Origin of the sequence: Nonomuraea mesophila (genome assembly GCF_004352805.1) — a bacterium.
Taxonomy (GTDB): Bacteria; Actinomycetota; Actinomycetes; order Streptosporangiales; family Streptosporangiaceae; genus Nonomuraea; species Nonomuraea longispora.
On the sequence record NZ_SMLD01000051.1, the window covers coordinates 15,544 to 36,758 of the forward strand.

A 21,215-nucleotide genomic window follows, 5' to 3' on the forward strand; every position below is an offset into this window, starting at 1 on the left:
GCCCGAGTGTGAGGGATATCACCCCGGAGCCGCCGGAAGAACGGCTCGCATGAGCTCATTAGAACCGGCAGCAGAGCAGCAAATGAAGAGGGCCCCGCTCACACGCGGAGCCAAGAAGGGTGGTACCGCGGAGCCGCACGGCTTCGTCCCTTCACGCCAGCCAGCCGGCCGATCAAGCGTGGAGGTCACGCCCGAGATGTCCCCAACATTCCGCTCTCTTCCCGCGCAGGTCGACCTGCCCGCGCTCGAGCGCGAGGTCCTCGACCGCTGGCGGGACGGAAAGATCTTCGAGCGGTCCGTCGAGCAGAACACCGGCAACCCCACGTGGGTCTTCTACGAGGGCCCGCCCACCGCCAACGGCCTGCCCGGCGTCCACCACGTCGAGGCGCGCGTCTTCAAGGACCTGTTCCCGCGCTACAAGTCCATGCGCGGCTTCAGCGTCCCGCGCAAGGCCGGCTGGGACTGCCACGGCCTGCCCGTCGAGGTCGGAGTCGAGCGCGAGCTGGGCCTGTCGGGCAAGAAGGACATCGAGACGTACGGCATCGCCGAGTTCAACGCCAAGTGCCGCGAGTCGGTGCTGCGCCACGTCGACGCGTTCGAGCAGCTGACCGAGCGCATGGGCTACTGGATCGACCTGTCCCAGGCCTACCGCACGATGGACCCGTCCTACATCGAGTCGGTGTGGTGGTCGCTGAAGGTCGTCCACGACAAGGGGCTGCTGTTCCGCGACTTCCGCATCACCCCCTACTGCCCGCGCTGCGGCACCGGCCTGTCCGACCACGAGCTGGGCCAGCCCGGCGGCTACGAGACCGTCTCCAGCCCGTCGGTCTACGTCCGCATGCCCGTCACGTCCGGCCCGCTGGCCGAGCTGGGCGCGGCGCTGCTCATCTGGACCACCACGCCGTGGACGCTCGTGTCCAACACGGCGGTCGCCGTGCACCCCGACGTCACCTACGTCGCCGCCCGCACCGCGGACGGCGAGGTCCTGGTGGTGGCCGAGCCGCTGCTGGCGGTGCTCGGCGAGGACGCGACCGAGGTGGCCCGCTACACCGGCCGCGAGCTGGAGCACACCGCCTACTCCCGCCCGTTCGACCTGGTCGACATCCCGGGCGCCCACTACGTCGTGCTGGGCGACTACGTCACCGTCGACGACGGCACCGGCCTGGTCCACCAGGCGCCCGCGTTCGGCGCCGACGACCTCGCCGTCATCAAGCGGTACGACATGCCGATCGTCAACCCGATCGGCCCCGACGGCCGTTTCCTCGACGACGTGCCCATGGTCGGCGGGCGTTTCTTCAAGGACGCCGACGAGGAGCTGACCGACGACCTGCGCGCCCGCGGGCTGCTGTTCCAGGGCGGCCACTTCGACCACAGCTACCCCCACTGCTGGCGCTGCCACACGCCGCTGCTCTACTACGCGCTCCCGTCCTGGTACATCCGCACCACCGCGGTCAAGGACCAGATGCTGGCCGAGAACGCCAGGACCAACTGGTATCCCGACACCATCAAATGGGGCCGCTTCGGCGAGTGGCTGCGCAACAACGTCGACTGGTCGCTGTCGCGCTCGCGCTACTGGGGCACGCCGCTGCCGTTGTGGGTGTGCTCGGCCGACGAGTCCCACGTGACGTGCGTCGGGTCGCTGCAGGAGCTGGGCGAGTTGGCCGGCCAGGACGTCTCCGCCCTCGACCCGCACCGCCCGTACGTCGACGACGTGACCTTCGCCTGCCCCGACTGCGGCGCGCAGGCCCGGCGGGTCCCCGACGTGATCGACGCCTGGTACGACTCGGGCTCCATGCCGTTCGCCCAGTGGGGCGAGCGCGGCAAACCCGAGGGCGTCTACCCGGCCCAGTTCATCTGCGAGGCCACCGACCAGACGCGCGGCTGGTTCTACTCGCTGATGGCCGTCGGCACCCTCGTCTTCGGCCGGTCCTCCTACGAGAACGTGCTCTGCCTCGGCCTCATCCTGGCCGAGGACGGCCGCAAGATGAGCAAGCACCTCGGCAACATCCTCGAACCGATCCCGCTGATGGACCAGCACGGTGCCGACGCCCTGCGCTGGTTCATGGCCTGCTCGGGCTCGCCGTGGGCCTCGCGCCGGGTGGGGCACAACACCCTCGAGGAGATCGTCCGCAAGGTCCTGCTGACGCTCTGGAACACGGCGTCGTTCTTCACCCTGTACGCCAACGCCGAGTCCTGGTCGCCGTCCCGGCTGCGCGAGGCCGCACCTGCGGCCGAACGCCCCCTGCTCGACCGCTGGGCGCTGGCCGAACTCCACCGCACGGTCGCCGAGGTGACCACGTCACTCGACGACTACGACACCCAGCGGGCCGGGCGACGGCTGGCCGACTTCCTCGACGACCTGTCCAACTGGTACGTCCGCCGCTCGCGCCGCCGCTTCTGGCAGGGCGAGCAGGACGCCTTCGCGACCCTGTACGAGTGCCTCGAAACGGTCCTGCGGCTGATGGCGCCGGTCACGCCGTTCGTCACCGACTACCTGTGGGACATCCTGCGCCCGTCCGACGCGCCCTCCTCCGTTCACCTGGCCTCGTGGCCCGAGGTCCGTGACGACCTGCTCGACCCCGCGTTGTCGGAGCAGATGGCCCTGGTCCGCCGGCTGGTGGAGCTGGGCCGTTCGGCTCGCGCCTCGTCGGGCGTCAAGACCCGCCAGCCGCTCCGCCGGGCCCTCGTGGGCGCGCACGGCTGGCCGTCGCTGCCCGCCGAACTGCGCGGCCTGGTGGCCGACGAGCTCAACGTCCAGGTCCTGGAGGACATGTCCGGCTTCAGCGCCGATCTGGTGTCCTACACCGTCAAGCCCAGCTTCCGGGCCCTGGGCAAGCGCTTCGGCTCCCAGACAAAGCTCGTGGCCGCCGCGGTGTCCGCCGCCGACCCCGCCCACGTGGCCAGGACCCTGCGCTCGGGCTCCACGGTCACGGTGGAGGCCGGCGACCTGGGCGAGGTCACGCTCGGCCCCGACGAGGTGATCGTCAACGAGCAGCCCCGCTCGGGCTGGGCGGTGGAGACGGGGGCGATCGGCACGGGCACCGGCGAGACCATCGCCCTCGACCTCGAACTCACCGACGACCTGCGCCGGGCGGGCCTGCTCCGCGAGGTCATCCGCCTGGTCCAGGACGCCCGCAAGTCGAGTGGCCTGTCCATCACCGACCGCATCGATCTGTGGTGGACCGCGTCCTCCCCCGACGTGGCCACGGCGCTGCGGTCGGGCTGGCAGACGGTGGCGGAGGAGGTGCTGGCGACGTCGGTCGCGGAGGGCACCACGGCCGACGTGCCGTCCCACACGGACGAGGACCTCGGCCTGACCTTCCAGCTCCGCCGCAACTGATCCACGGCGTGGCCGCCTCATGGAGCCCGGCCACGCCCTCTCCTCCACCACGTCACTTCGTACGCCTACGCCCGAGCCCCACGGCCGCCCGCCGCCCGGGACAGGCACTCCTCCGCGACGACCAGGCCGTGCACCACCTCGTGCACCACCTCGTGCACCGCCTCTGAGGCCGTCGCGCCGTCACCGAAGAACGGCTGTGCAACCACCGGCATCGGTCACCGGATCGCGGTACCCAGGTGTTGAATCACCGACGAGCGGCCGAGAGCCGCGCGCGCCGGATGGGATCACGGCCGGCTGCCGTCACCGCCGACCGGCCATGAACCAGCCCGCAACCGCCAGCCATCGCGATACCCAGGTACAGGATCAGCCGATCACCAACATGCGGCCGAGAGCCGCGCGCGCCGAGTGGACGTCACGGCCGACAGCCATCGCCACCAGCCGACCATAGGTGCCCGTAACCCCGCAGCCGTGGGCGTTGACACCCGGTCAGCTGACCGATTCGCGGTCGTGCTGGCAGACCGAGCAGCTCGTCAGCCCGGCAGCCTCGGCCGCGGTGACCGCCATCGTCTCCACTCCGGAGTCGCCCGCGCCTCTGATCAGCGGGCAGTTGGTGCTGTGGTAGCGCCGGGTGCCGACGATGACCTTCACCGTGCCCCCGTCGCCGCCCTCGGACTCGTCCCGGGCCTTGCCCTTCTCGCGCTCTGCAGCGGATGCGCCGGCCGGGGGCTTCTCGGACGCACCGCCGGAAGGCTGGACACCCGGCCGGGCCTTGCCCGGCGCCTGGCCACCCTGCCCTTGCTGAGCCTTGCCCGGCCCTTGATCGCCCTGCCCTCGCTGCGTCTTGCCCGGATCCTGGGAACCCTGTCCTTGCTGGGGCCTGCCGGCGTTCTTCTGCGGCGTGCCGGACGGCTGTGGGCGAGCGGCCGGAGAGGCACTCTTGGGCGTACCGGTATCGCCGGCACCGTTGGACGCACGCTCCGTGCTCGGGGTCGCCCCCTGCGGGCCGGGCCGGGAGGAGGCACCCGTGGGCAGCGGCCCCTTGGGCTTGGCCTCCGACTCGGCCGAGGACGCGGGCCGCTCAGGAAGGATGAGGGTCTGCCCGAACGTGTCCGAGGTGTCGTTGTCACCCGGGGAGGCCGGTGGCTTCGACGGCCCGGATGCTCCCGGACGACCTGGCGTGGCGGAGGAAGGCACACGTGGCTGCGGCGCGGTCGCGGGACCCGCTGGATCGTCCTGGTCGGTCTCGCCTGCGGCGCCCTGGGGACGCTTGGCGGCGGACTGCCCGGAGCCACCGGTGGCCCCGCTTCCCGTCCGGCCAGAACCCGGCCCACCACCGGACTGACCGGGCTTGCCCCTGGCCTGACCCTGGCGTGCGGGACCCTGCCCCGGCTTCTCACCGGACTGCTGCGCACCCTGCGCGGACTGCCCCGGCTCACCGCCCGACCGTTGCGGACTTCCGGCGGCCTGCTTCCAAGCGCCAGCAGGCTGCTGCGGGCTCGCGGCGGACTGCCCCGGCTTGTCGGGGGTCCGCGCGGACGTCTCCGCGGGCGCTTTCTGCTCATCGCCGGGCGAACCCGGCCGACCGGCGACCTGTGCCGGCTTGCCTGCGGCCTGCGAGGACGTGCCCGCGGGTCGCTCCTGACCGCCACCCGGCTGCCCCGCACCGGCACCGGACTGCTCGGGTGCGCGACCGGACTGGGCGGACGACGTGCCGGGCGCGGACCGACCGGAGGGGCCGGCGGCCTGCCCGGGCGCGGGCCGAGCAGGTGAACCAGTGGCCTGCCCGGACGCGGGCCGGCCGGAGGCAGGCTGACCGGAATCAGGGCGACCCGACGGACCAGTGGCCTGCCCGGACGGGGGCCGGCCCGACGGGCCGGCGGTCTGCGGGGACGTGGACTGGCCGGAGGGGCCGGGCGTCTTCGCGGGGGTTCCTGGCGAGGTCCCGGGCTTACCGGAAGCAGGCTTACCAGAAGCGGCATCGCCGGAAGCGGGCTTGCCGGGGGAAGGCTTGCCGGAGGGCGGCTCGGGCGGCGCGCTGGAAGGCGGCGTCTCGGCCCTGAGCGGCTGCGGCCGGAAAACAGAAGTCTGGGTCTCCGCCTGCTCCTCGCCCGATTCGGCGGTGGCGGCGGAGGGGGAACGGCCGAACCATCCGGCGCCGTCCTCGTGGGCGGCGGCGGGCTCCGGGCTGGGGGTGGAAGCCTTCGTGTCAGGCTTCGGCGGTGCGACCGGCGGACGTAGGTCGCGGGTCTCCGCGGAGGTTTCGGCCCGGCTCTCCGCACGGACGGCGGAGCCGGGTGCGACAGCGGGCTCGGGGTCGGCGGCAGGCGGCAGCTGCCGTCCGCCGAGCGCTGCGTCAGGCAGGCACGCCGTGCAGGGCGTGAAGCCCTCCTCGCGTGCCTCCTCGTAGGTGAGCTCCTCGGTGGGCCGGCCGCTGAGCTGTCGGCAGCCGGGCACGTGATACCTCTTGCGTCCCGGGATCACCAGCACGATCGCGTCCGGCGAGATGCCCGCGGCCACGGGGCGGCGCGGAGCGGCAGCGGCGGGAACGGTCGCCGCCCGCTGCGGGGTGCGCGGATGCGGTTGGGGATGTGGCGGTGGCTGGTGAGCCATGGCACCGGTCTGGGTGTACGGCATGCCGGGCGGGGTGAGCCCTTTCGGGGGGGTGGCCGGCGCAGCGGCCTGCCCGCCACCGGGAAAAAGCTCGTTTCGCCGCAGGAAGGCCCCGATCACCAGGAACAGCGCGGACAGCACGCTGACCACGATGGACCACATGATCAGGAACGGCTTCGCCAGTACGAAGCCCGCGATCAGCAAGACCACTGCCGCGAGCACCAAACCAGCACTGATGAGGATCACAGAGGGCTCTTTCGAGTGACAGGTCCTAGTGACCCTGTACTTTACCGGCGGTCGTTGTGGGGACCGTCACCGCCGGGGAAGGCGCCCTGGGGAGCCGCCTCGCCGCCGAACGGGTTGGGGCCACCGGGCAGGGGCTGCTGGCCACTTCCCCCCTGAGGAACGGCGTGCGACATGGCAGGCGCCGCCGCCTGGCCCTGCGGACCACCCGACATCACCGGGAACCCGCCGCTGCCCTCGGCCGCGACGTTGAGCTCGGCAAGCTGGTTCTCCAGGTAGAGCTTGAGCCTGCTGCGGTATTCCCGTTCGAAGCTGCGCAGCTCCTCGACCTTGCGCTCGAGCTCGTCGCGGGTCTGCACCAGCGAGCCCATCGCCTGGCGGTGGCGCTCCTGGGCGTCGCGCTCGAGCGTCTCGGCGCGGGCCCGGGCGTCGCCGATGACCTGCTCGGCCTGGCGGCGCGCTTTGGTGAGGATCTCGTCGGCCTCGCGGCGGGCGCGGGTCACCGTCTCGTCCGCCTCCCGGCGGGCGTCGGAGATCGCCTGGTCGGCGGTCTGCTGGGCGAGCGCGAGCACGCGGGCCGCGGTGTCCATGTTGTCCTCGGTCGGAGGCATGTTCATGGCCACGGGGACGGACTGCGGCTGCTGCACCGGCGGCGGCTCGGGGGCCCGCATGGGCTCCGGCTGCGGCGGCGTCATCATCTCGGGCTTGGGCTGCTGCTCCTGGACCGGGGCGGAGGCCATGGGCATGTTCATGCCGCCCGGCACCTTCCCCCGCAGGCACTCGGCCAGCTTGGCGCGGAGCTCCTCGTTCTCTTGGATCAGGCGGTCGAGCTCAGCCTCCACCTCGTCGAGGAAGGCATCGACCTCTTCCTCGTCGTAGCCCGGCCGCAACCGGGTGGTACTGAACTGCTTGTTCCGCACATCAGCGGGCGTCAGCGGCATTTTTGGTCTCCTTGGCGCGCTTGGAGTCTGTCCGGAGGGACGGTAACCCGAATCACTTCAGCGCGGACACGAGTTGGATCACGACCGGCACGACATCGGCCCGTTCAGCGAAGCGCTCCCGCGATCTGGATCAGGATCAGCACGACGATGAACAGGACAGTGAAGCTTAGGTCAAAGGCCACCGTACCCAACCGGAGCGGGGGAATGAAACGGCGGAGGAACTTGAGTGGTGGGTCTGTTGCGGTGTATGTGGCCTCCGCCAGCACCAGGACGACACCCGTGGGGCGCCACTGACGAGCGAAAGCCTGCACCGTCTCGAAGATCATCCTGCCGATGAGCAGCACCAAATAGAGAGACAGGACAACGACCAAGATCTGACTGACGATCCCCACGGCCCGGCCGCGCCTCCACTTCTGATGTGCCCTCCCGGTCTCGGCGAGACCTGGTTGGGTGCGATAGACATACAGAGACTCTAACTCTGATTGAAGAACCCGCGTTCCGCGATTCGGGCCTTGTCCTCGGCGGTCACCTCGACATTGGCAGGGGACAACAGGAACACCTTGTTCGTAACACGTTCAATGCTGCCATGTAGGCCAAAGACCAGACCTGCCGCGAAATCCACAAGGCGCTTTGCATCACTGTCGACCATCTCGGTCAGATTCATGATGACCGGGGTGCCGTCCCGGAAGTGCTCCCCTATGGTACGCGCTTCGTTGTACGTGCGGGGGTGAAGGGTCGTGATGCGAGCGAGATCGGTCGTGCGACGCTCCACGACCGCCGTCGCGGGCCGTGGCGCGGGCACCCCGGCCTCAGCGTCCTCGTCGCGGTCCTGGACCGCCACAGGCCGCTCTTCGCCGGTTCGCTGCACGTCGTCCTCGTAGGCGTACTCGTCGGGGTAGGTCTCGTACCTCTCGTAGCGGTCGTCCTCCACGAGACCGAGGTAGACCGCCATCTTGCGCATCGCGCCGGCCATCGCTACGTCGTCCTCCTGCTCATGGTCGCACTCGCTCGGGCCCGTCTCCGGGTGCCGAGGCGGTAGGCGTACCCCCCTGGAGCTCACCGCTGATCGACCTCTACTCGGTCACGGGCCTGAAGACCCACTTGAGGGGACATTACCTGACGAAGGGCTTGCGACGACCGAGCAACGCCGTACCGATCCGCACGTGTGTCGCGCCGTAGGCGACGGCCTCGGTGAGATCCTCGCTCATACCGGCCGAAACCATCGTTGCCCGGGGATGTTGCTCCTGAACACGGGTCGCCACCTCCCGCAACGTGGCGAACGCCTTGGCCGGCTCCTCGCCCAGCGGGGCCACCGCCATGACGCCTCCCAGCCACACGCCCTCGGCGAGCGCCACCTCGTCGGCGAGCGCGAGCACGTCGGCGGGGCGCGCGCCGCCTCTGGCCGGGTCGTCGTCGAGCGCGACCTGGAGCAGGCAGCCGACCGTGCGGCCCTGGCGCACCGCCTCCTTGCTGATCGCCTCCACCAGCCTGGGCCGGTCGACGGAGTGGATCACGTCGGCGTACCCGACGACGGAGCGGACCTTGTTGGTCTGGAGCTGGCCGACGAAGTGCCACGTCAGCGGCAGGCCGGCCAGTTCGCGCGCCTTGGGCGCGGCCTCCTGGTCGCGGTTCTCCCCGACGTCGCGCACGCCGAGGTCGCACAGGATGCGTACGTCCTCCGCCGGCCTGGTCTTGGTGACGGCGATCAGCGTGACCTCGCCACGGTCGCGCCCGACGGCGTGGCAGGCCGCCGCGATGCGCGCCTCGACCTCGGCGAGCCCGGCCGCGATCTCGTCCCTTCTCACTGCCTCTTCCTCTCGTTGCCGATCCTGTGACGTTTCCGCCGTGAACACGACGGCGCCGCTCCCGTTTCCCTTCGGGGAGCGGCGTCAGGCGACCGGCTATTTGAGGAAGTCGGGTACGTCGAGCTCCTCCTCCTGCTCCTCGAAGACCACGCGCGGACGTTTGGCGGGCTCCGACATGCGGGAGGTGATGGGCGTGGGCGGGTTGGCGGGCTCCGGGGTGGGCCGGGGGATGGAGACGGGGCCGGACGGTTCGTCGGCGACGGCCTCCCCCGCGTCCTGCTCGGCGGCCTGCGCGGGCTCCACGGGCCGCACCGGCTCGGGTCGCGGCTCGGGCGCGGGCTCGGCCCTGAAGTCGGAGCGGGGCTCCGGCCGGGGCTCGGGCCTGAACTCGGTGCGCGGCTCCGGCCTGAACTCCGCGCGCGGCTCCTGCCGCGGCTCGGGGCGGAAGTCGGTACGAGGCTCTGGACGGGCCTCAGGACGGACCTCGGTACGCGGCTCGGCCCTGAAGTCCCCGCGCGGCTCCGAACGCTGCTCAGCACGCGGCTCAGGGCGCGCAGGAAGCGGCTCGGACTTCACGCTGGGCGCCGAGACGCTCGGCCGGGTGGGGGACGACACCGGCGGCGCGGCGGGACGCCCCGCCGGACGGGCCGCCGGTTTGTCGGCCGCCGTCGGCACGTCGTCGAAGCCCGCAGCGATCACCGTCACGCGTACCTCGTCGCCGAGGGCGTCGTCGATGACCGTGCCGAAGATGATGTTGGCGTCGGGTGCGGCCGCCATGGACACGAGCTGGGCGGCCTCGTTGATCTCGAACAGGCCGAGATCGGAGCCGCCGGCGATGGACAGCAGCACGCCGTGGGCGCCGTCGATGCTGGCCTCCAGCAGCGGGCTGGAGACCGCCATCTCGGCCGCCGCCACCGAGCGGTCGTCGCCGCGGGCGTGGCCGATGCCCATGAGCGCCGACCCGGCACCCGACATGACCGACTTGACGTCGGCGAAGTCGAGGTTGATCAGGCCGGGCGTGGTGATGAGGTCGGTGATGCCCTGCACACCGGACAGCAGCACCTGGTCGGCCGCCTTGAAGGCGTCGAGCACGCTCACCTGCCGGTCCGAGATGGACAGCAGCCGGTCGTTGGGGATCACGATGAGGGTGTCGACCTCGTCGCGCAGCGTCTCGATGCCGGCCTCGGCCTGCGAGGCCCTGCGCCGCCCCTCGAAGCTGAAGGGCCTGGTCACGACGCCGATCGTCAGCGCGCCGAGCGACCTGGCGATGTTGGCCACGACGGGCGCGCCACCGGTGCCCGTGCCACCGCCCTCGCCCGCCGTGACGAAGACCATGTCGGCCCCCTTGAGGACCTCCTCGATCTCCTCACGGTGGTCCTCGGCCGCCTTGCGCCCCACGTCGGGGTTCGCGCCCGCGCCCAGTCCGCGCGTGAGCTCGCGGCCCACGTCGAGTTTCACATCGGCGTCACTCATCAGCAGCGCCTGGGCGTCGGTGTTTATCGCGATGAACTCGACGCCCTTGAGTCCCTCTTCGATCATCCGGTTGACGGCGTTCACTCCGCCGCCGCCGATGCCGACGACCTTGATGACCGCGAGGTAGTTCTGCGGTGCTGCCACGACGAGGGGCCTTTCCGCTCGTTGACTTGCCATTTCGGTGCGGATCGTCTCCGCTTTTTGTCAGTTCGGGTAACTCTCAACCTCAGGTTGAGATTTAGATTTATGTCAACCTGAGGATTGATACGGACAGTAGGAGTTACGCTCCAGGCGGGTCAACTAACCGCGCCGCAAGCACGTCCGGCGTGTCGCGGGCTGTCCGTTTCGCTCCGAAGTCGCTCCTGGTCGGGGCCCTCCTCTGCCGAACGTCCGCTCTACAGGCTCTCACGTCGCGCCCTCCACCCCTGACAGGCTCGGCGATGCTCTTGCCGCGCGGTTGCCAGACCCTGACGATCACCGTCACTTCAGCGTCACCACGTCCGGGGAACTCACGTCGTAACGGGTGGCGTCGCGCTCACGCCGGAGCAGCGAGGTCAGGATGCGGCCCTTCTCCTTGGGCCGGTCGGCGCCGCCCCAGATGACGGTACGCCCGTCGGACAGCACGAGGGTGACCCCCTCGGCCGTGCCCGCGCGTACTTCCTTGACCCTGACCGCCACCGCCCCCGGCACCACCTGGATGACTTCGAGCGCCGCCATCAACGCCGGATCGCCCTCGGCAGAGCGGTCGACCTTGATCTGCGGCAGCAGAGGCGGCACCGACGTCTTGACCTCGATCACCACACCCTGCTTGTCGACGATCGCCACCTGCTCCCCCACGGGGACGGCCGCCACGGGCCTGCGCTCGACGACCTGGATCTTGAGCGTGCCCGGCCAGACACGTTCGGCCTTCGCGCCGGCGAGCCGCCTGATGCCCATGACGCGGCTCTCGACGCCCGCCAGGTCGACGGTGGCCAGAGGGTGCAGGTCGGCCACCTCGGCCCGCTGCTCGATCTCCTCGCCGGACACTGTGACATTTCCCACGATCTCGATCGAGCGCACGCCCAGCACGGGAGAGAAGAACACGAGCCACGCCGCCGTGCCCACCACACCCACCGTGAGCAGCACCAGGAACGCCGTCCGCGCCTTCATCGCCCTCCCCTGCATGTCGGGACAACCTACGCCGCCGAGGTGGGTGAACACCGCACGCCACGCCCAACGGCGGCTGCTCAAGACAGGCGGGCGACGATCTGCGGGCCGAGTTCGGTGACGTCGCCCGCGCCCATGGTGAGCACGATGTCGCCGGGCTTGGCCCGCTCGGCGATCATCGCGGGCACCGCGGCCCGGTCGGGCGCGTACGCGACCCGTCCGGCCGGCAGCGGCACCCGGCCCGCCACCATCGCGCCGGACACCCCGGGCTCGGGGTCCTCGCGGGCGCCGTAGACGTCGAGCACGATGGCCTCGTCGGCCAGGCCGAGCGCCGCGCCGAACTCGTCGGCGAAGAACCGGGTGCGGGAGTAGAGGTGCGGCTGGAAGACCGCGATGACCCGGCCGGTGCCGGAGTAGGAGGCGACGACGTCGCGCGCGGCGCGCAGGTCGGCGGTCAGCTCGGTCGGGTGGTGGGCGTAGCTGTCGAACACGGCGATGCCGCCGGCCTCGCCCTTGGCCTCGAAGCGCCGTTTGGCCCCGGTGAAGGCCCCCAGGCCCTGCCTGATCTCCTCGAACGGCAGCCCCAGCTCGTCGGCCACGGCGATCGCCGCGGCGGCGTTGAGCGCGTTGTGCGCCCCGGGGACCGCCAGCCGCACGTCGCCTTTGCCCTCGATGGCGAACACGGTGCCGAAACCGTCGGGCGCGACCCCGGTGACGCGGTAGTCCTCGCCCCGCAGGCCGTACGTCTTGACCCGCACCCCCCGCTCGCGCGCCCGGCCGGCCAGCTCGGCCGACCCGGGGTCGTCGGCGCACACGATGAGCAGCGAGCCGACCCGGTCGGCGAACCTGGCGAAGCTGTCGTGCACCGCCCGGGGGTCGCCGTAGTTGTCGAGGTGGTCGGCCTCGACGTTGGTGACCACCGCGATGTCGGGCGCGAGCATGAGGAACGAGCCGTCACTCTCGTCGGCCTCCGCCACGAACACCGTGCCCTGGCCGTCGTCGGCGCCGAGCCCGGTGGTGACGAGCTGGCCGCCCACGCAGTAGGACGGATCGGCCCCGCACTTCTGCAGCGCCACGGTCAGCATCGAGGTGGTGGTGGTCTTGCCGTGGGTGCCGGCGATGGCCACGGCGGTGCGCCCCGCCATGACGCTGGCCAGCGCGGCGGCCCGCGGGATGATGCGCAGCCCCTGCTTGAGCGCCTCGCCCAGCTCTGGGTTGGAGTCGCGGATGGCGGTCGAGACGACCACGGTGCCGACGTCTCTGATGTGGGAGGCGGCGTGCCCGATGTGCACCGTCGCACCCAGCTCGCGCAGCTCGGTGATCAGCTCGGAGCTGCGCGCGTCGCTGCCCGACACGGGAACCCCGCGCTTGAGCAGGATGCGGGCGATGCCCGACATGCCCGCGCCGCCGATGCCGATGAAGTGCACCCGCCCCAGTTCGTCGACGGCGACGGGATCGACCAGCTTCACGAGACTCATCGGGCTATCTCCAACACTTTCCTGGCAAGCATGATATCGGCGTCCTTGCGTCCCAGTCGGGAGGCGGCCTCCGACATGACGGCGACCCGCTCGGGGTCGTGGAGCATCGGCAGCACGTTCTGGATGATCCAGTCAGGGGTCAGCCCCGCGTCGTCGACCATGAGACCGCCGCCGCCCCGCACGATGCGCTCGGCGTTCATGCGCTGCTCGCCGTTGCCGAGCGGCAGCGGCACGTAGGCGGCGGGCAGCCCGACCGCGGTCAGCTCCGCGCACGTCAGCGCGCCGCTGCGGCACAGCGCGACGTCGGCGGCGGCGTAGGCCAGGTCCATGCGATCGAGGTAGGGCAGCAGCACGTACTGCGGGTCGCCCGGCGGCGGCTCGTGCTCGACGGTGTGCTTCGGGCCGAGCACGTGGAGCACCTGCACACCCGCCCGGCGCAGGACGGGCGCCGCGGCCAGCGCCGCGTCGTTGACCGACCTGGCCCCCTGCGAGCCGCCGAACACCAGCAGCGTCGGCCGATCGTTCTCCAGCCCGAACCAGGAACGGGCCTTGTCGCCCATGGACAGCCGGTCGAGATCGACGATGTCGCGCCGCAGCGGCGTGCCGATGAACTCGGCCCTCGGCAGCAGCTGCGCTTCGGGATAGCCGGTGAAGACGTGGTCGGTCAGCCGGGCGCCCAGCCGGTTGGCCAGGCCGGGACGCGGATTGGCCTCGTGCACGACGATCGGCAGCCCGCGCCGCTTGGCCGCCAGGTAGGCCGGGGTCGCGACGTAGCCGCCGAAGCCGACGAGGATGTCGGCCTGGACCCGGTCGAGTATGGCGGCCGTGGCGTTGATCGCGCCGGCCAGCCTGCCGGGCACCGTCAGCAGGCTCGGAGTGATCGACCTGGGCAGGGGCACGGCCGGCACCAGCTCCAGCTCGTAGCCTCTGGCGGGCACGAGCCGCGTCTCCAAGCCGCGCTCCGTGCCCACGCAGGTGATGCCGACGCTGCGGTCAAGATGGCGTAGCGCGTCAGCAAGGGCTAGCGCGGGCTCGATGTGCCCGGCCGTCCCCCCTCCGGCGAGGACCACCCTCATCTCGGTCACTCCCTAACGTGTCACTCGGCCTTTGGTCATAGCCCCCAGGCCCAGCCAGCTTAGGGCCCGGGCGGCGGGCCCGGGGCCACGAGCCGCCAAGGCCTCACGCGCGCCGGGCTCGCGTCTGGCGAAGGCCAGCAGCATGCCGAGCGCGGCGAGCGTGGGCAGCAGCGAAGATCCGCCGTACGAGACCAGGGGGAGGGGGATGCCCGTGATCGGCAGCACGCCGAGCACGGCGCCCATGTTGACGGTGGCCTGCCCGACGATCCAAGCCACCATGGCGGCGGCGGCCAGCCTGATGAAGGGGTCGTTGACCCGCACGGCCACCCGCAGCCCGGCGTAGCCGAGCAGCCCGAACAGCGCCACCACCATGAGCGTGCCCATCAGCCCCAGCTCCTCGCCCAGGATGGCGAAGATGAAGTCGCTCTCACCGTGCGGCAGCCAGCTCCACTTCTGCCGGCTGCTGCCCAGGCCGAGCCCGAACCAGCCGCCGGAGCCCATCGCGATCTGCCCCTGGACGGCCTGGTATCCGGCGCCCTGCGCGTCGGCCCACGGATCGAGGAAGGAGCTGATGCGCGCCATCCGGTAAGGTTCTACCTTGATCATTATGAGGGCGGCCAGCACCGCCAGTGACAGGATGCCCCCGAACAACTTGATCGGCGCCCCCACCACCCACAGCAGCGCCAGGAAGATCATGAAGAGCACGAGCGTCGTGCCCAGGTCGCTGCCCAGCATGACCATGACGGCCAGGATCGCGGTGCCGGGCATGAGCGGGATCAGCATCTGCCGCCACTCGATCTTGCCCTGCCGCGCCCGCCTGGCCAGCAGGTCGGCCCCCCACAGCGCGAGCCCCAGCTTGGCGGGCTCGGACGGCTGGAGGGTGAACGGGCCGATATAGATCCACCGCTGCGCGCCCAGCTCCGACGAGCCGATGAACAGCACCATGACCAGGGCCAGGATGGACAGCGCCATGAACGGGTAGCCCGCCCAGCGGAAGAACTTCGTCGGCAGCCGCGAGCAGGCCCACATCACCGGCACGCCCACCGCGGCCGACAACGACTGCTTGATGAACCAGTAGAACGGGCTGCCGGTCTCCTGCAGCGCCTCGATGCTGGAGGCCGACAGCACCATCATCAACCCGAGCGCCAGCAGCAGCGCGCTGCACATGATGATCAGGTAATAGGTGGTGAGCGGCTTGTCGAGCAGCTCCTTCAGCGAGCCGAGCTGCTCGCGGGCCCAGCGGCCCGGCCCTTCCTCAGCGGTCGCGCTCACGTCGCAGCCTCAGCTCGCGTACGGCACGCGCGAAGGCCTCCCCCCGCGCTGGATAACCGGCGAACATGTCAAGGGAGGCCCCCGCCGGGGAGAGCAGCACGGTGTCCCCTGGCGAGGCCAGCCGCGCGGCTTCGGTGACGACTCTTTCCATCACCCCAGTGTCGCGATCGGCGATGTCCACCACGGGGACATCCGGGGCGTGTCGCGCGATGGCTTCGGCGATCGTGACCCGGTCGGCGCCCAGCACCACCGCCCCGCGCAGCCGCGGGGCCGCCTGACGCACCAGGTCGTCGACGTCGGCGCCCTTGAGCTGCCCGCCGGCCACCCACACGATCGACGAGTACGACGCCAGCGCCGCCGCGGCCGCGTGCGGGTTGGTCGCCTTGGAGTCGTCGATGTAGTCGACCTCGCCGATCCGGTCCACGTGTGACAACCGGTGCGGATCGGGCACGAAGTCGCGCAGCCCCGTCGCCACGGCCTCGGACGGCACGCCGAGCGAACGGGCCAGAGCGGCGGCGGCCAGCGCGTTGGCGACGTTGTGCGGCGCGAAGGGCCGTACGTCGTCCAGCGTGGCCAGTTCCTCCGCGCCCTCCACCGGGTCGGTGACGAACGCGCGGTCCACCAGCAGGTCCTCCACCACGCCGATCTCGCCCCGTCTGGGCACGCGCAGCGTGAACCCGACCGCCCCCGGGTAGGGCGCGGCCAGCCTGGTCGCCTCGGGATCGTCGGCGTTGAAGATCACGGTGCCGGCGCGTTCGTAGACGCGGCCCTTGGCGGCGGCGTACTCCTCCATGGAGCCGTGCCAGTCGATGTGGTCGGGGGCCACGTTGAGCACGGCTGCGGCGTGCGGGGCCAGCGTGCCCGACCAGTGCAGCTGGAAGCTGGACAGCTCGACGGCCAGCACGTCGTACGGCTCGGCGACCGCGCGTACGACGGGGACGCCCACGTTCCCCACCGCCACGGCCTTGCGCCCGGCGGCGAGCAGGATCGAGGTGAGCATGCGCACGGCCGTGGTCTTGCCGTTGGTGCCGGTCAGGGCGAGCCACGGAGCCGCCTGCGCCGGGCGCAGCCGCCAGGCCAGCTCCACCTCTCCCACGACGTCGACCCCGGCCGCGAGCGCGGCGGCGACCAGCGGGTGGTGCGGAGCCCAGCCGGTGGTGACGAGCCGGGTGACGCCCTCGGGCAGCACCATCTCACCGAACCGGGTCTCGACGCCCAGCCTGGCCAGCTCGGCCGCCGCGGCCAGCTGCCGCTCCCCTTCCACCGCCTCCACGACCACGACCCGCTCTCCGTGCGCGGCCAGCACCTTCGCGACGGCCGTGCCCGAGACGCCGAGCCCGGCGACACAGGTGAGACTCATGGCCTGGGCATCCATTCGACGTAGAAGAGCCCGAGGCCGAGCGCCGCGCACAGCATCGCGATCAGCCAGAACCTGACCACGATCGTGGTCTCCGCCCAGCCCTTCAGCTCGAAGTGGTGCTGCAGCGGGGCCATCCTGAACACCCGCTTGCCGGTCATCTTGTAGGAGCCGACCTGGATGATCACCGACAGCGTGATGATCACGCACAGGCCGGCGAGGATGATGAGCAGGAGCTGGGTACGGGTGGCGATGGCCAGCCCGGCCAGCACGCCTCCCAGGGCCAGGGAGCCGGTGTCGCCCATGAAGATGCGGGCGGGAGGGGCGTTCCACCACAGGAAGCCGATGAGCGCCCCGAGCACGGCGGCGGCCACCACGGCCAGGTCGAGCGGATCTCGTACCCAGTAGCAGTTGGGGCCGAGCTGGTCGATGCAGTTGTTGCGCAGCTGCCAGTTGCCGATCAGCACGTACGCGCCCAGCACCACCCCTGTGGCGCCGCTGGCCAGGCCGTCGAGGCCGTCGGTGAGGTTCACCGCGTTGGAGAACCCGACGATCATGATGAGGACCCAGATGGTGAACCCGACGATGCCGATCGACGGGCCGATGTCCCGCAGGAACGACACCCTGGTCTCGGCGGGGGTGATGCCGTAGACGTTCGGGTGGCGTACGACCAGGAAGGCGAAGACGGCGCCGACGACGAGCTGGCCGAGTGCCTTCGCGCCGCTGCGCAGGCCCAGGCTGCGCTGCTTGTAGATCTTGATGAAGTCGTCGAGGAACCCGACCGCGCCGAGCCCCGTCATCAGGAACAGCACCAGCAGGCCCGACACGGTGGGCGTCGACAACATGGCGAGGTGCGACGCGCCGTAGGCCAGCAGGGCGGCCAGCACGATCACGGTGCCGCCCATGGTGGGGGTGCCACGCTTGCTGTGGTGGCCGCCCTGCTGCAGCTCCTCGCGGACCTCCTGGCCGTAGCCGCGCCGCGAGAACAGCCGGATCGCCAGCGGGGTGCCCAGCATCGAGAGGATCAGGCCAACCGCACCGGCGACGATGATGTTGGTCACTGGGGGGCACCTCCGAGCACGAGCTCGGCCGTACGCTCCAGACCCATCGCCCTGGGCCCCTTGACCAGCACCACGTCACCCGGCCGCAGCCACCCCGCCAGTTCGGTGGCCGCCGCCTCGGCGTCGGGCACGTGCACGATCCGCGTCACGTGCTGCGGGCACGCCGCGTTGCCGCCCGGTGCCGCGGCCGCAGGAGCGCCCGTGGTGGCCGCCGGTGGACCGGCTGAGGGCGGGCCCGCCGCGGGGGTGCCGTCGGCGGGGTGCCGTCCCTGGTGGGCGCCGCCGGGCGGAGGGCTCGCGGGCGTCGGAGGGAAGGGACCCGGCGCGGCCGTCGGGTAGGGGGCTGCGGGCGGCTGCGGCCCTGGGGTGTGCGGTCCGGCCGGCTGCGGCCCGGCGAAGTGGGGGCCAGGACCGTGCGGTCCGGCGGTGACCTGAGGAAAGGTGACAGGACCGACGCTCCGGGAGCCCATGGCCTGCGGACCGGTGACGGGACGTCCGTGACCCTGCGCACCGGGAACGTGAGGGCCTGCGGGCTGCGGACCGGAAGCATGCGGGCCGGCGGACTGTGGGCCGGCGGCCGGGGCGATGGCGCCTTGCGGGGTGGTGGCCTGAGGGCCGGAGGGCTGGGCGGAGGTGGCCGTGAGGGTCTGGGCGGCCGCGTGGGCGCCCTGGAGCACCGGCCCCGCCTCGGGCCCGGCCACGATCAGCCCGGCCAGCCCCGCGCCGCCGGCCAGCCGGCCGAGTTCGGCGTTGAGCTCGGGCCCGTCGTCGCCCAGCTCCCGCAGCGCCGCGATGACGGCGAAGCGCCGCCGTCCCCGGCCCAGCACCTCGAACGCCTCGAACGCCGCCCGCATCGAGTCGGGGTTGGCGTTGTAGGCGTCGTTGACGACCGTGACCCCGTCGGCCCGGTCGGTGACCTCCATCCGCCACCGGCTGCGCGGCGTCGCCTCGGACAGCTCGGCGGCGATGGTGGCGACGGGCAGCCCGAGCTCGTATCCGGCGGCGGCCGCGGCGAGGGCGTTCTCGACGGCGTGCGCGCCGTACAGCTTGAGGGAGACGTGCGCGCTGCCGGAGGGGGTGCGCAGCGTGAAGGAGGCGCGCCCGCGGACGTCGAGCACGACCTCCTCGGCCCTGATGGCGGCGGACTCGCCCCTCCCGAAGTACGTGACCCGGGCGTCGGTGCGCGTGGCCATCGCGCGGACCAGCGGGTCGTCGGCGTTGAGCACGGCCACGCCGGTGCGCGGTAGCGCCTCGACGAGCTCGCCCTTGGCCTTGGCGATGGCCTCCTTGCCGCCGAACACGCCCAGGTGCGCGGTGCCGACGTTGAGCACCACGCCGATCTGCGGCGGCGCGATGCGGGTCAGGGCTTTGATGTGGCCGATGGTGCGGGCGGCGAGTTCGAGGACCATGAACCGGGTGTCGGCGTCGGCCCGCAGCACGGTCAGCGGGTGGCCGAGCTCGTTGTTGAAGCTGCCGACGGGAGCGATGGCGGGCCCGATGCGGGCGGTGAGCCTGGCCAGCAGATCTTTGGTGCCGGTCTTGCCCGCCGAGCCGGTCACGCCGATGACGGTGACCTCGGGCAGCGCGCGGACCTGGTCGGCGGCCAGCGCGGCCAGCGCGGCGGCGGCGTCGGGGACGATCACCGCGGGCGCCTCGACGGGCCTGGTGGCCAGGACGGCGACCGCTCCTGCCCTGATCGCCTGCTCGGCGTAGTCGTGACCGTCGACCCGCGCGCCTTTGACGGCGACGAACAGGGATCCCGGTTCTACGGCCCGCGAGTCGATCACGACGGGCCCGCGCACCACGGAGCGGGGATCGGCCATGCCCGACAGGGCTCCCGAGGTTATCTCGGCGATCCTGGCCAGAGGCAACGGGATCATTAGTGCTTCCTGCTTTCCTTGCGTGCGTCGATCGCTTCGGCGACCACTTCGCGGTCGTCGAAGGGGATCACCTCGCCTGAAACGTACTGGCCCTGCTCGTGGCCCTTGCCGGCCACGACGATCACGTCGCCGCGCCCGGCCCGGGCGATCGCCAGGCCGATGGCGGCCGCGCGGTCGGGCTCAATGATCACATGTGCGCGGTCGTGCTGCGGAACGCGGAGCGCCCCCTCCATCATCGTCGCGAGGATGGAGAGCGGATCCTCAGAGCGAGGATTGTCGTTGGTAAAAATCGCCATATCTGCCAGCTGAGCGGCGATCTCGCCCATGATGGGCCGTTTACCCTTGTCGCGGTCGCCGCCGCAGCCGAGCACGATCGTCAGCTCCCCCGCCGTGACCGACCGCAGCGAGCGCAGCACCGACTCCACCGCGCCCGGTTTGTGGGAGTAGTCCACGAGCGCCTGGAAGTCGTGCTCGGCGCCCGTGATGCGCTGCATGCGCCCGGGGACCCCCGTGAGGGATCCGACGCCGTGCACGGCGGTCTGCAGCGGCACCCCGGCCTCGACCAGGGTCACGATGGCGCCGAGCGCGTTGGCCACGTTGAACGGGCCGGGCAGCGCGATCTGCGCGTCCGCCTCGACCCCGCCCGGACCCACCACCCGGAACGCGCTGCCGTCGGCGCCGAGCCTGGCGTCGATCGCCCGCCACCCGGCACGCGGGTCGCCCTCGGCCGAGAACGTGGTCATCGGCACCTTGGCCAGGCCGAGCAGCTCACGCCCGTAGGGATCGTCGTAGTTGGTCACCCCTGCGCGGCTCAGCTCGGGCTGGAACAACCGCGCCTTGGTCGCGAAGTAGTCGTCGAAGTCCTTGTGGAAGTCGAGGTGGTCCTGCGACAGGTTGGTGAACAGGGCCACGTCGTAGAAGACGCCGTCGACCCGGCCGAGCGCGAGCGCGTGGCTGGAGACCTCCATCACGGCCGCGCCGACGCCCTCCTCGCGCATCAGCGCGAACAGGCCGTGCAGGTCGCAGGCCTCCGGCGTGGTGAGCGTGGACTCGAACCGATCCTCGCCCACGTGGATCTCCACGCCGCCCACCAGGCCGGCCGTGTGGCCGGCCGCCTTCAGGCCCGCCTCCAGCATGAACGTGGTGGTGGACTTGCCGCTGGTGCCGGTGACGCCGAGGATCTGGACGTCGTGGGCCGGCTGGCCGTACACCCAGGAGGAGATCTGCCCCAGCAGGGCGCGCGGGTCGGGCACGATCAGCACGGGCAGCCCCGTCGCGACGGCCGCGTCGCGGCCGGCCCGGTCGGTGAGCACCGCGACAGCGCCGCTCGCCATCGCCTGGGCGGCGAAGTCGGCGCCGTGCACCCGGCTGCCGGACAGCGCGACGTAGAGATCGCCGCGCCGGACGGCACGGGAGTCGATGGTGACACCGGTCATTGCCGCGTGTGGCGACCGTGACGTGCCGGAATCGGCGTCGATCATGGTCGCGAGCCCGGTCAGCGGGCGTGGCGGGCTGGTCGTGGGACGCATAGAC

The 21,215-nt window shown here is 71.5% G+C and carries 16 protein-coding genes; 1 reads left to right on the forward strand and 15 read right to left on the reverse strand.

What is annotated here, in order from left to right; all coding sequences use genetic code 11:
• Positions 1–196 precede the first annotated feature (196 nt).
• Positions 197–3,340: an isoleucine--tRNA ligase gene (gene ileS / locus E1295_RS20430; RefSeq protein WP_132631931.1), complete on the forward strand. Its 3,144-nt coding sequence runs from the start codon at positions 197–199 to the stop codon at positions 3,338–3,340.
• Between the two features lie 65 nt (positions 3,341–3,405).
• Here ileS and E1295_RS48810 read toward each other — a convergent pair whose 3' ends face one another.
• The 15 genes from E1295_RS48810 to E1295_RS20510 form a co-directional block, all read right to left on the reverse strand.
• Positions 3,406–3,552, reverse strand: a complete 147-nt coding sequence (locus tag E1295_RS48810; protein ID WP_166427322.1) for a hypothetical protein — start codon at positions 3,550–3,552, stop codon at positions 3,406–3,408.
• A gap of 274 nt (positions 3,553–3,826) precedes the next feature.
• Complete coding sequence (locus tag E1295_RS48815; RefSeq protein WP_166427323.1) at positions 3,827–6,196, reverse strand: hypothetical protein; 2,370 nt, start codon at positions 6,194–6,196, stop codon at positions 3,827–3,829.
• Positions 6,197–6,237: 41 nt separating this feature from the next.
• A complete protein-coding gene (locus E1295_RS20445) occupies positions 6,238–7,134 on the reverse strand; it encodes a DivIVA domain-containing protein (RefSeq protein ID WP_132631934.1) in 897 nt (298 codons plus the stop codon).
• A gap of 104 nt (positions 7,135–7,238) precedes the next feature.
• Positions 7,239–7,526, reverse strand: coding sequence for a YggT family protein (locus E1295_RS20450; protein WP_132331012.1), 288 nt, complete (start codon positions 7,524–7,526; stop codon positions 7,239–7,241).
• 80 nt (positions 7,527–7,606) lie between these two features.
• Positions 7,607–8,107, reverse strand: coding sequence for a cell division protein SepF (locus E1295_RS20455; protein WP_132631935.1), 501 nt, complete (start codon positions 8,105–8,107; stop codon positions 7,607–7,609).
• A 139-nt stretch (positions 8,108–8,246) separates the two neighbouring features.
• On the reverse strand, positions 8,247–8,939 hold the full coding sequence (locus tag E1295_RS20460; protein WP_132631936.1) for a YggS family pyridoxal phosphate-dependent enzyme: 693 nt from the start codon (positions 8,937–8,939) through the stop codon (positions 8,247–8,249).
• A 96-nt stretch (positions 8,940–9,035) separates the two neighbouring features.
• Positions 9,036–10,556, reverse strand: coding sequence for a cell division protein FtsZ (ftsZ, locus tag E1295_RS20465; RefSeq protein WP_132631937.1), 1,521 nt, complete (start codon positions 10,554–10,556; stop codon positions 9,036–9,038).
• A 336-nt stretch (positions 10,557–10,892) separates the two neighbouring features.
• Positions 10,893–11,561: a cell division protein FtsQ/DivIB gene (locus tag E1295_RS20470; protein WP_132631938.1), complete on the reverse strand. Its 669-nt coding sequence runs from the start codon at positions 11,559–11,561 to the stop codon at positions 10,893–10,895.
• 77 nt (positions 11,562–11,638) lie between these two features.
• Positions 11,639–13,036 (reverse strand): UDP-N-acetylmuramate--L-alanine ligase, encoded by a 1,398-nt coding sequence (murC, locus tag E1295_RS20475; RefSeq protein ID WP_132631939.1) that lies wholly within the window; start codon positions 13,034–13,036, stop codon positions 11,639–11,641.
• Positions 13,033–14,112: an undecaprenyldiphospho-muramoylpentapeptide beta-N-acetylglucosaminyltransferase gene (gene murG / locus E1295_RS20480; protein WP_132631940.1), complete on the reverse strand. Its 1,080-nt coding sequence runs from the start codon at positions 14,110–14,112 to the stop codon at positions 13,033–13,035. Before murG ends, murC begins: the two co-directional genes overlap by 4 nt.
• A 12-nt stretch (positions 14,113–14,124) precedes the next feature.
• Positions 14,125–15,384: a putative lipid II flippase FtsW gene (gene ftsW, locus E1295_RS20485; protein WP_181958020.1), complete on the reverse strand. Its 1,260-nt coding sequence runs from the start codon at positions 15,382–15,384 to the stop codon at positions 14,125–14,127.
• Entirely contained in the window at positions 15,368–16,744 is a 1,377-nt protein-coding gene (gene murD / locus E1295_RS20490) for a UDP-N-acetylmuramoyl-L-alanine--D-glutamate ligase (protein WP_181958021.1), read from the reverse strand. The genes ftsW and murD overlap by 17 nt, the downstream gene beginning before the upstream one ends.
• On the reverse strand, positions 16,741–17,802 hold the full coding sequence (gene mraY / locus E1295_RS20495; protein ID WP_132631942.1) for a phospho-N-acetylmuramoyl-pentapeptide-transferase: 1,062 nt from the start codon (positions 17,800–17,802) through the stop codon (positions 16,741–16,743). Before mraY ends, murD begins: the two co-directional genes overlap by 4 nt.
• Positions 17,799–19,682 (reverse strand): UDP-N-acetylmuramoyl-tripeptide--D-alanyl-D-alanine ligase, encoded by a 1,884-nt coding sequence (locus tag E1295_RS20505; RefSeq protein ID WP_484214000.1) that lies wholly within the window; start codon positions 19,680–19,682, stop codon positions 17,799–17,801. The genes mraY and E1295_RS20505 overlap by 4 nt, the downstream gene beginning before the upstream one ends.
• Complete coding sequence (locus tag E1295_RS20510; protein WP_132631943.1) at positions 19,682–21,211, reverse strand: UDP-N-acetylmuramoyl-L-alanyl-D-glutamate--2,6-diaminopimelate ligase; 1,530 nt, start codon at positions 21,209–21,211, stop codon at positions 19,682–19,684. The genes E1295_RS20505 and E1295_RS20510 overlap by 1 nt, the downstream gene beginning before the upstream one ends.
• Positions 21,212–21,215: the final 4 nt, after the last annotated feature.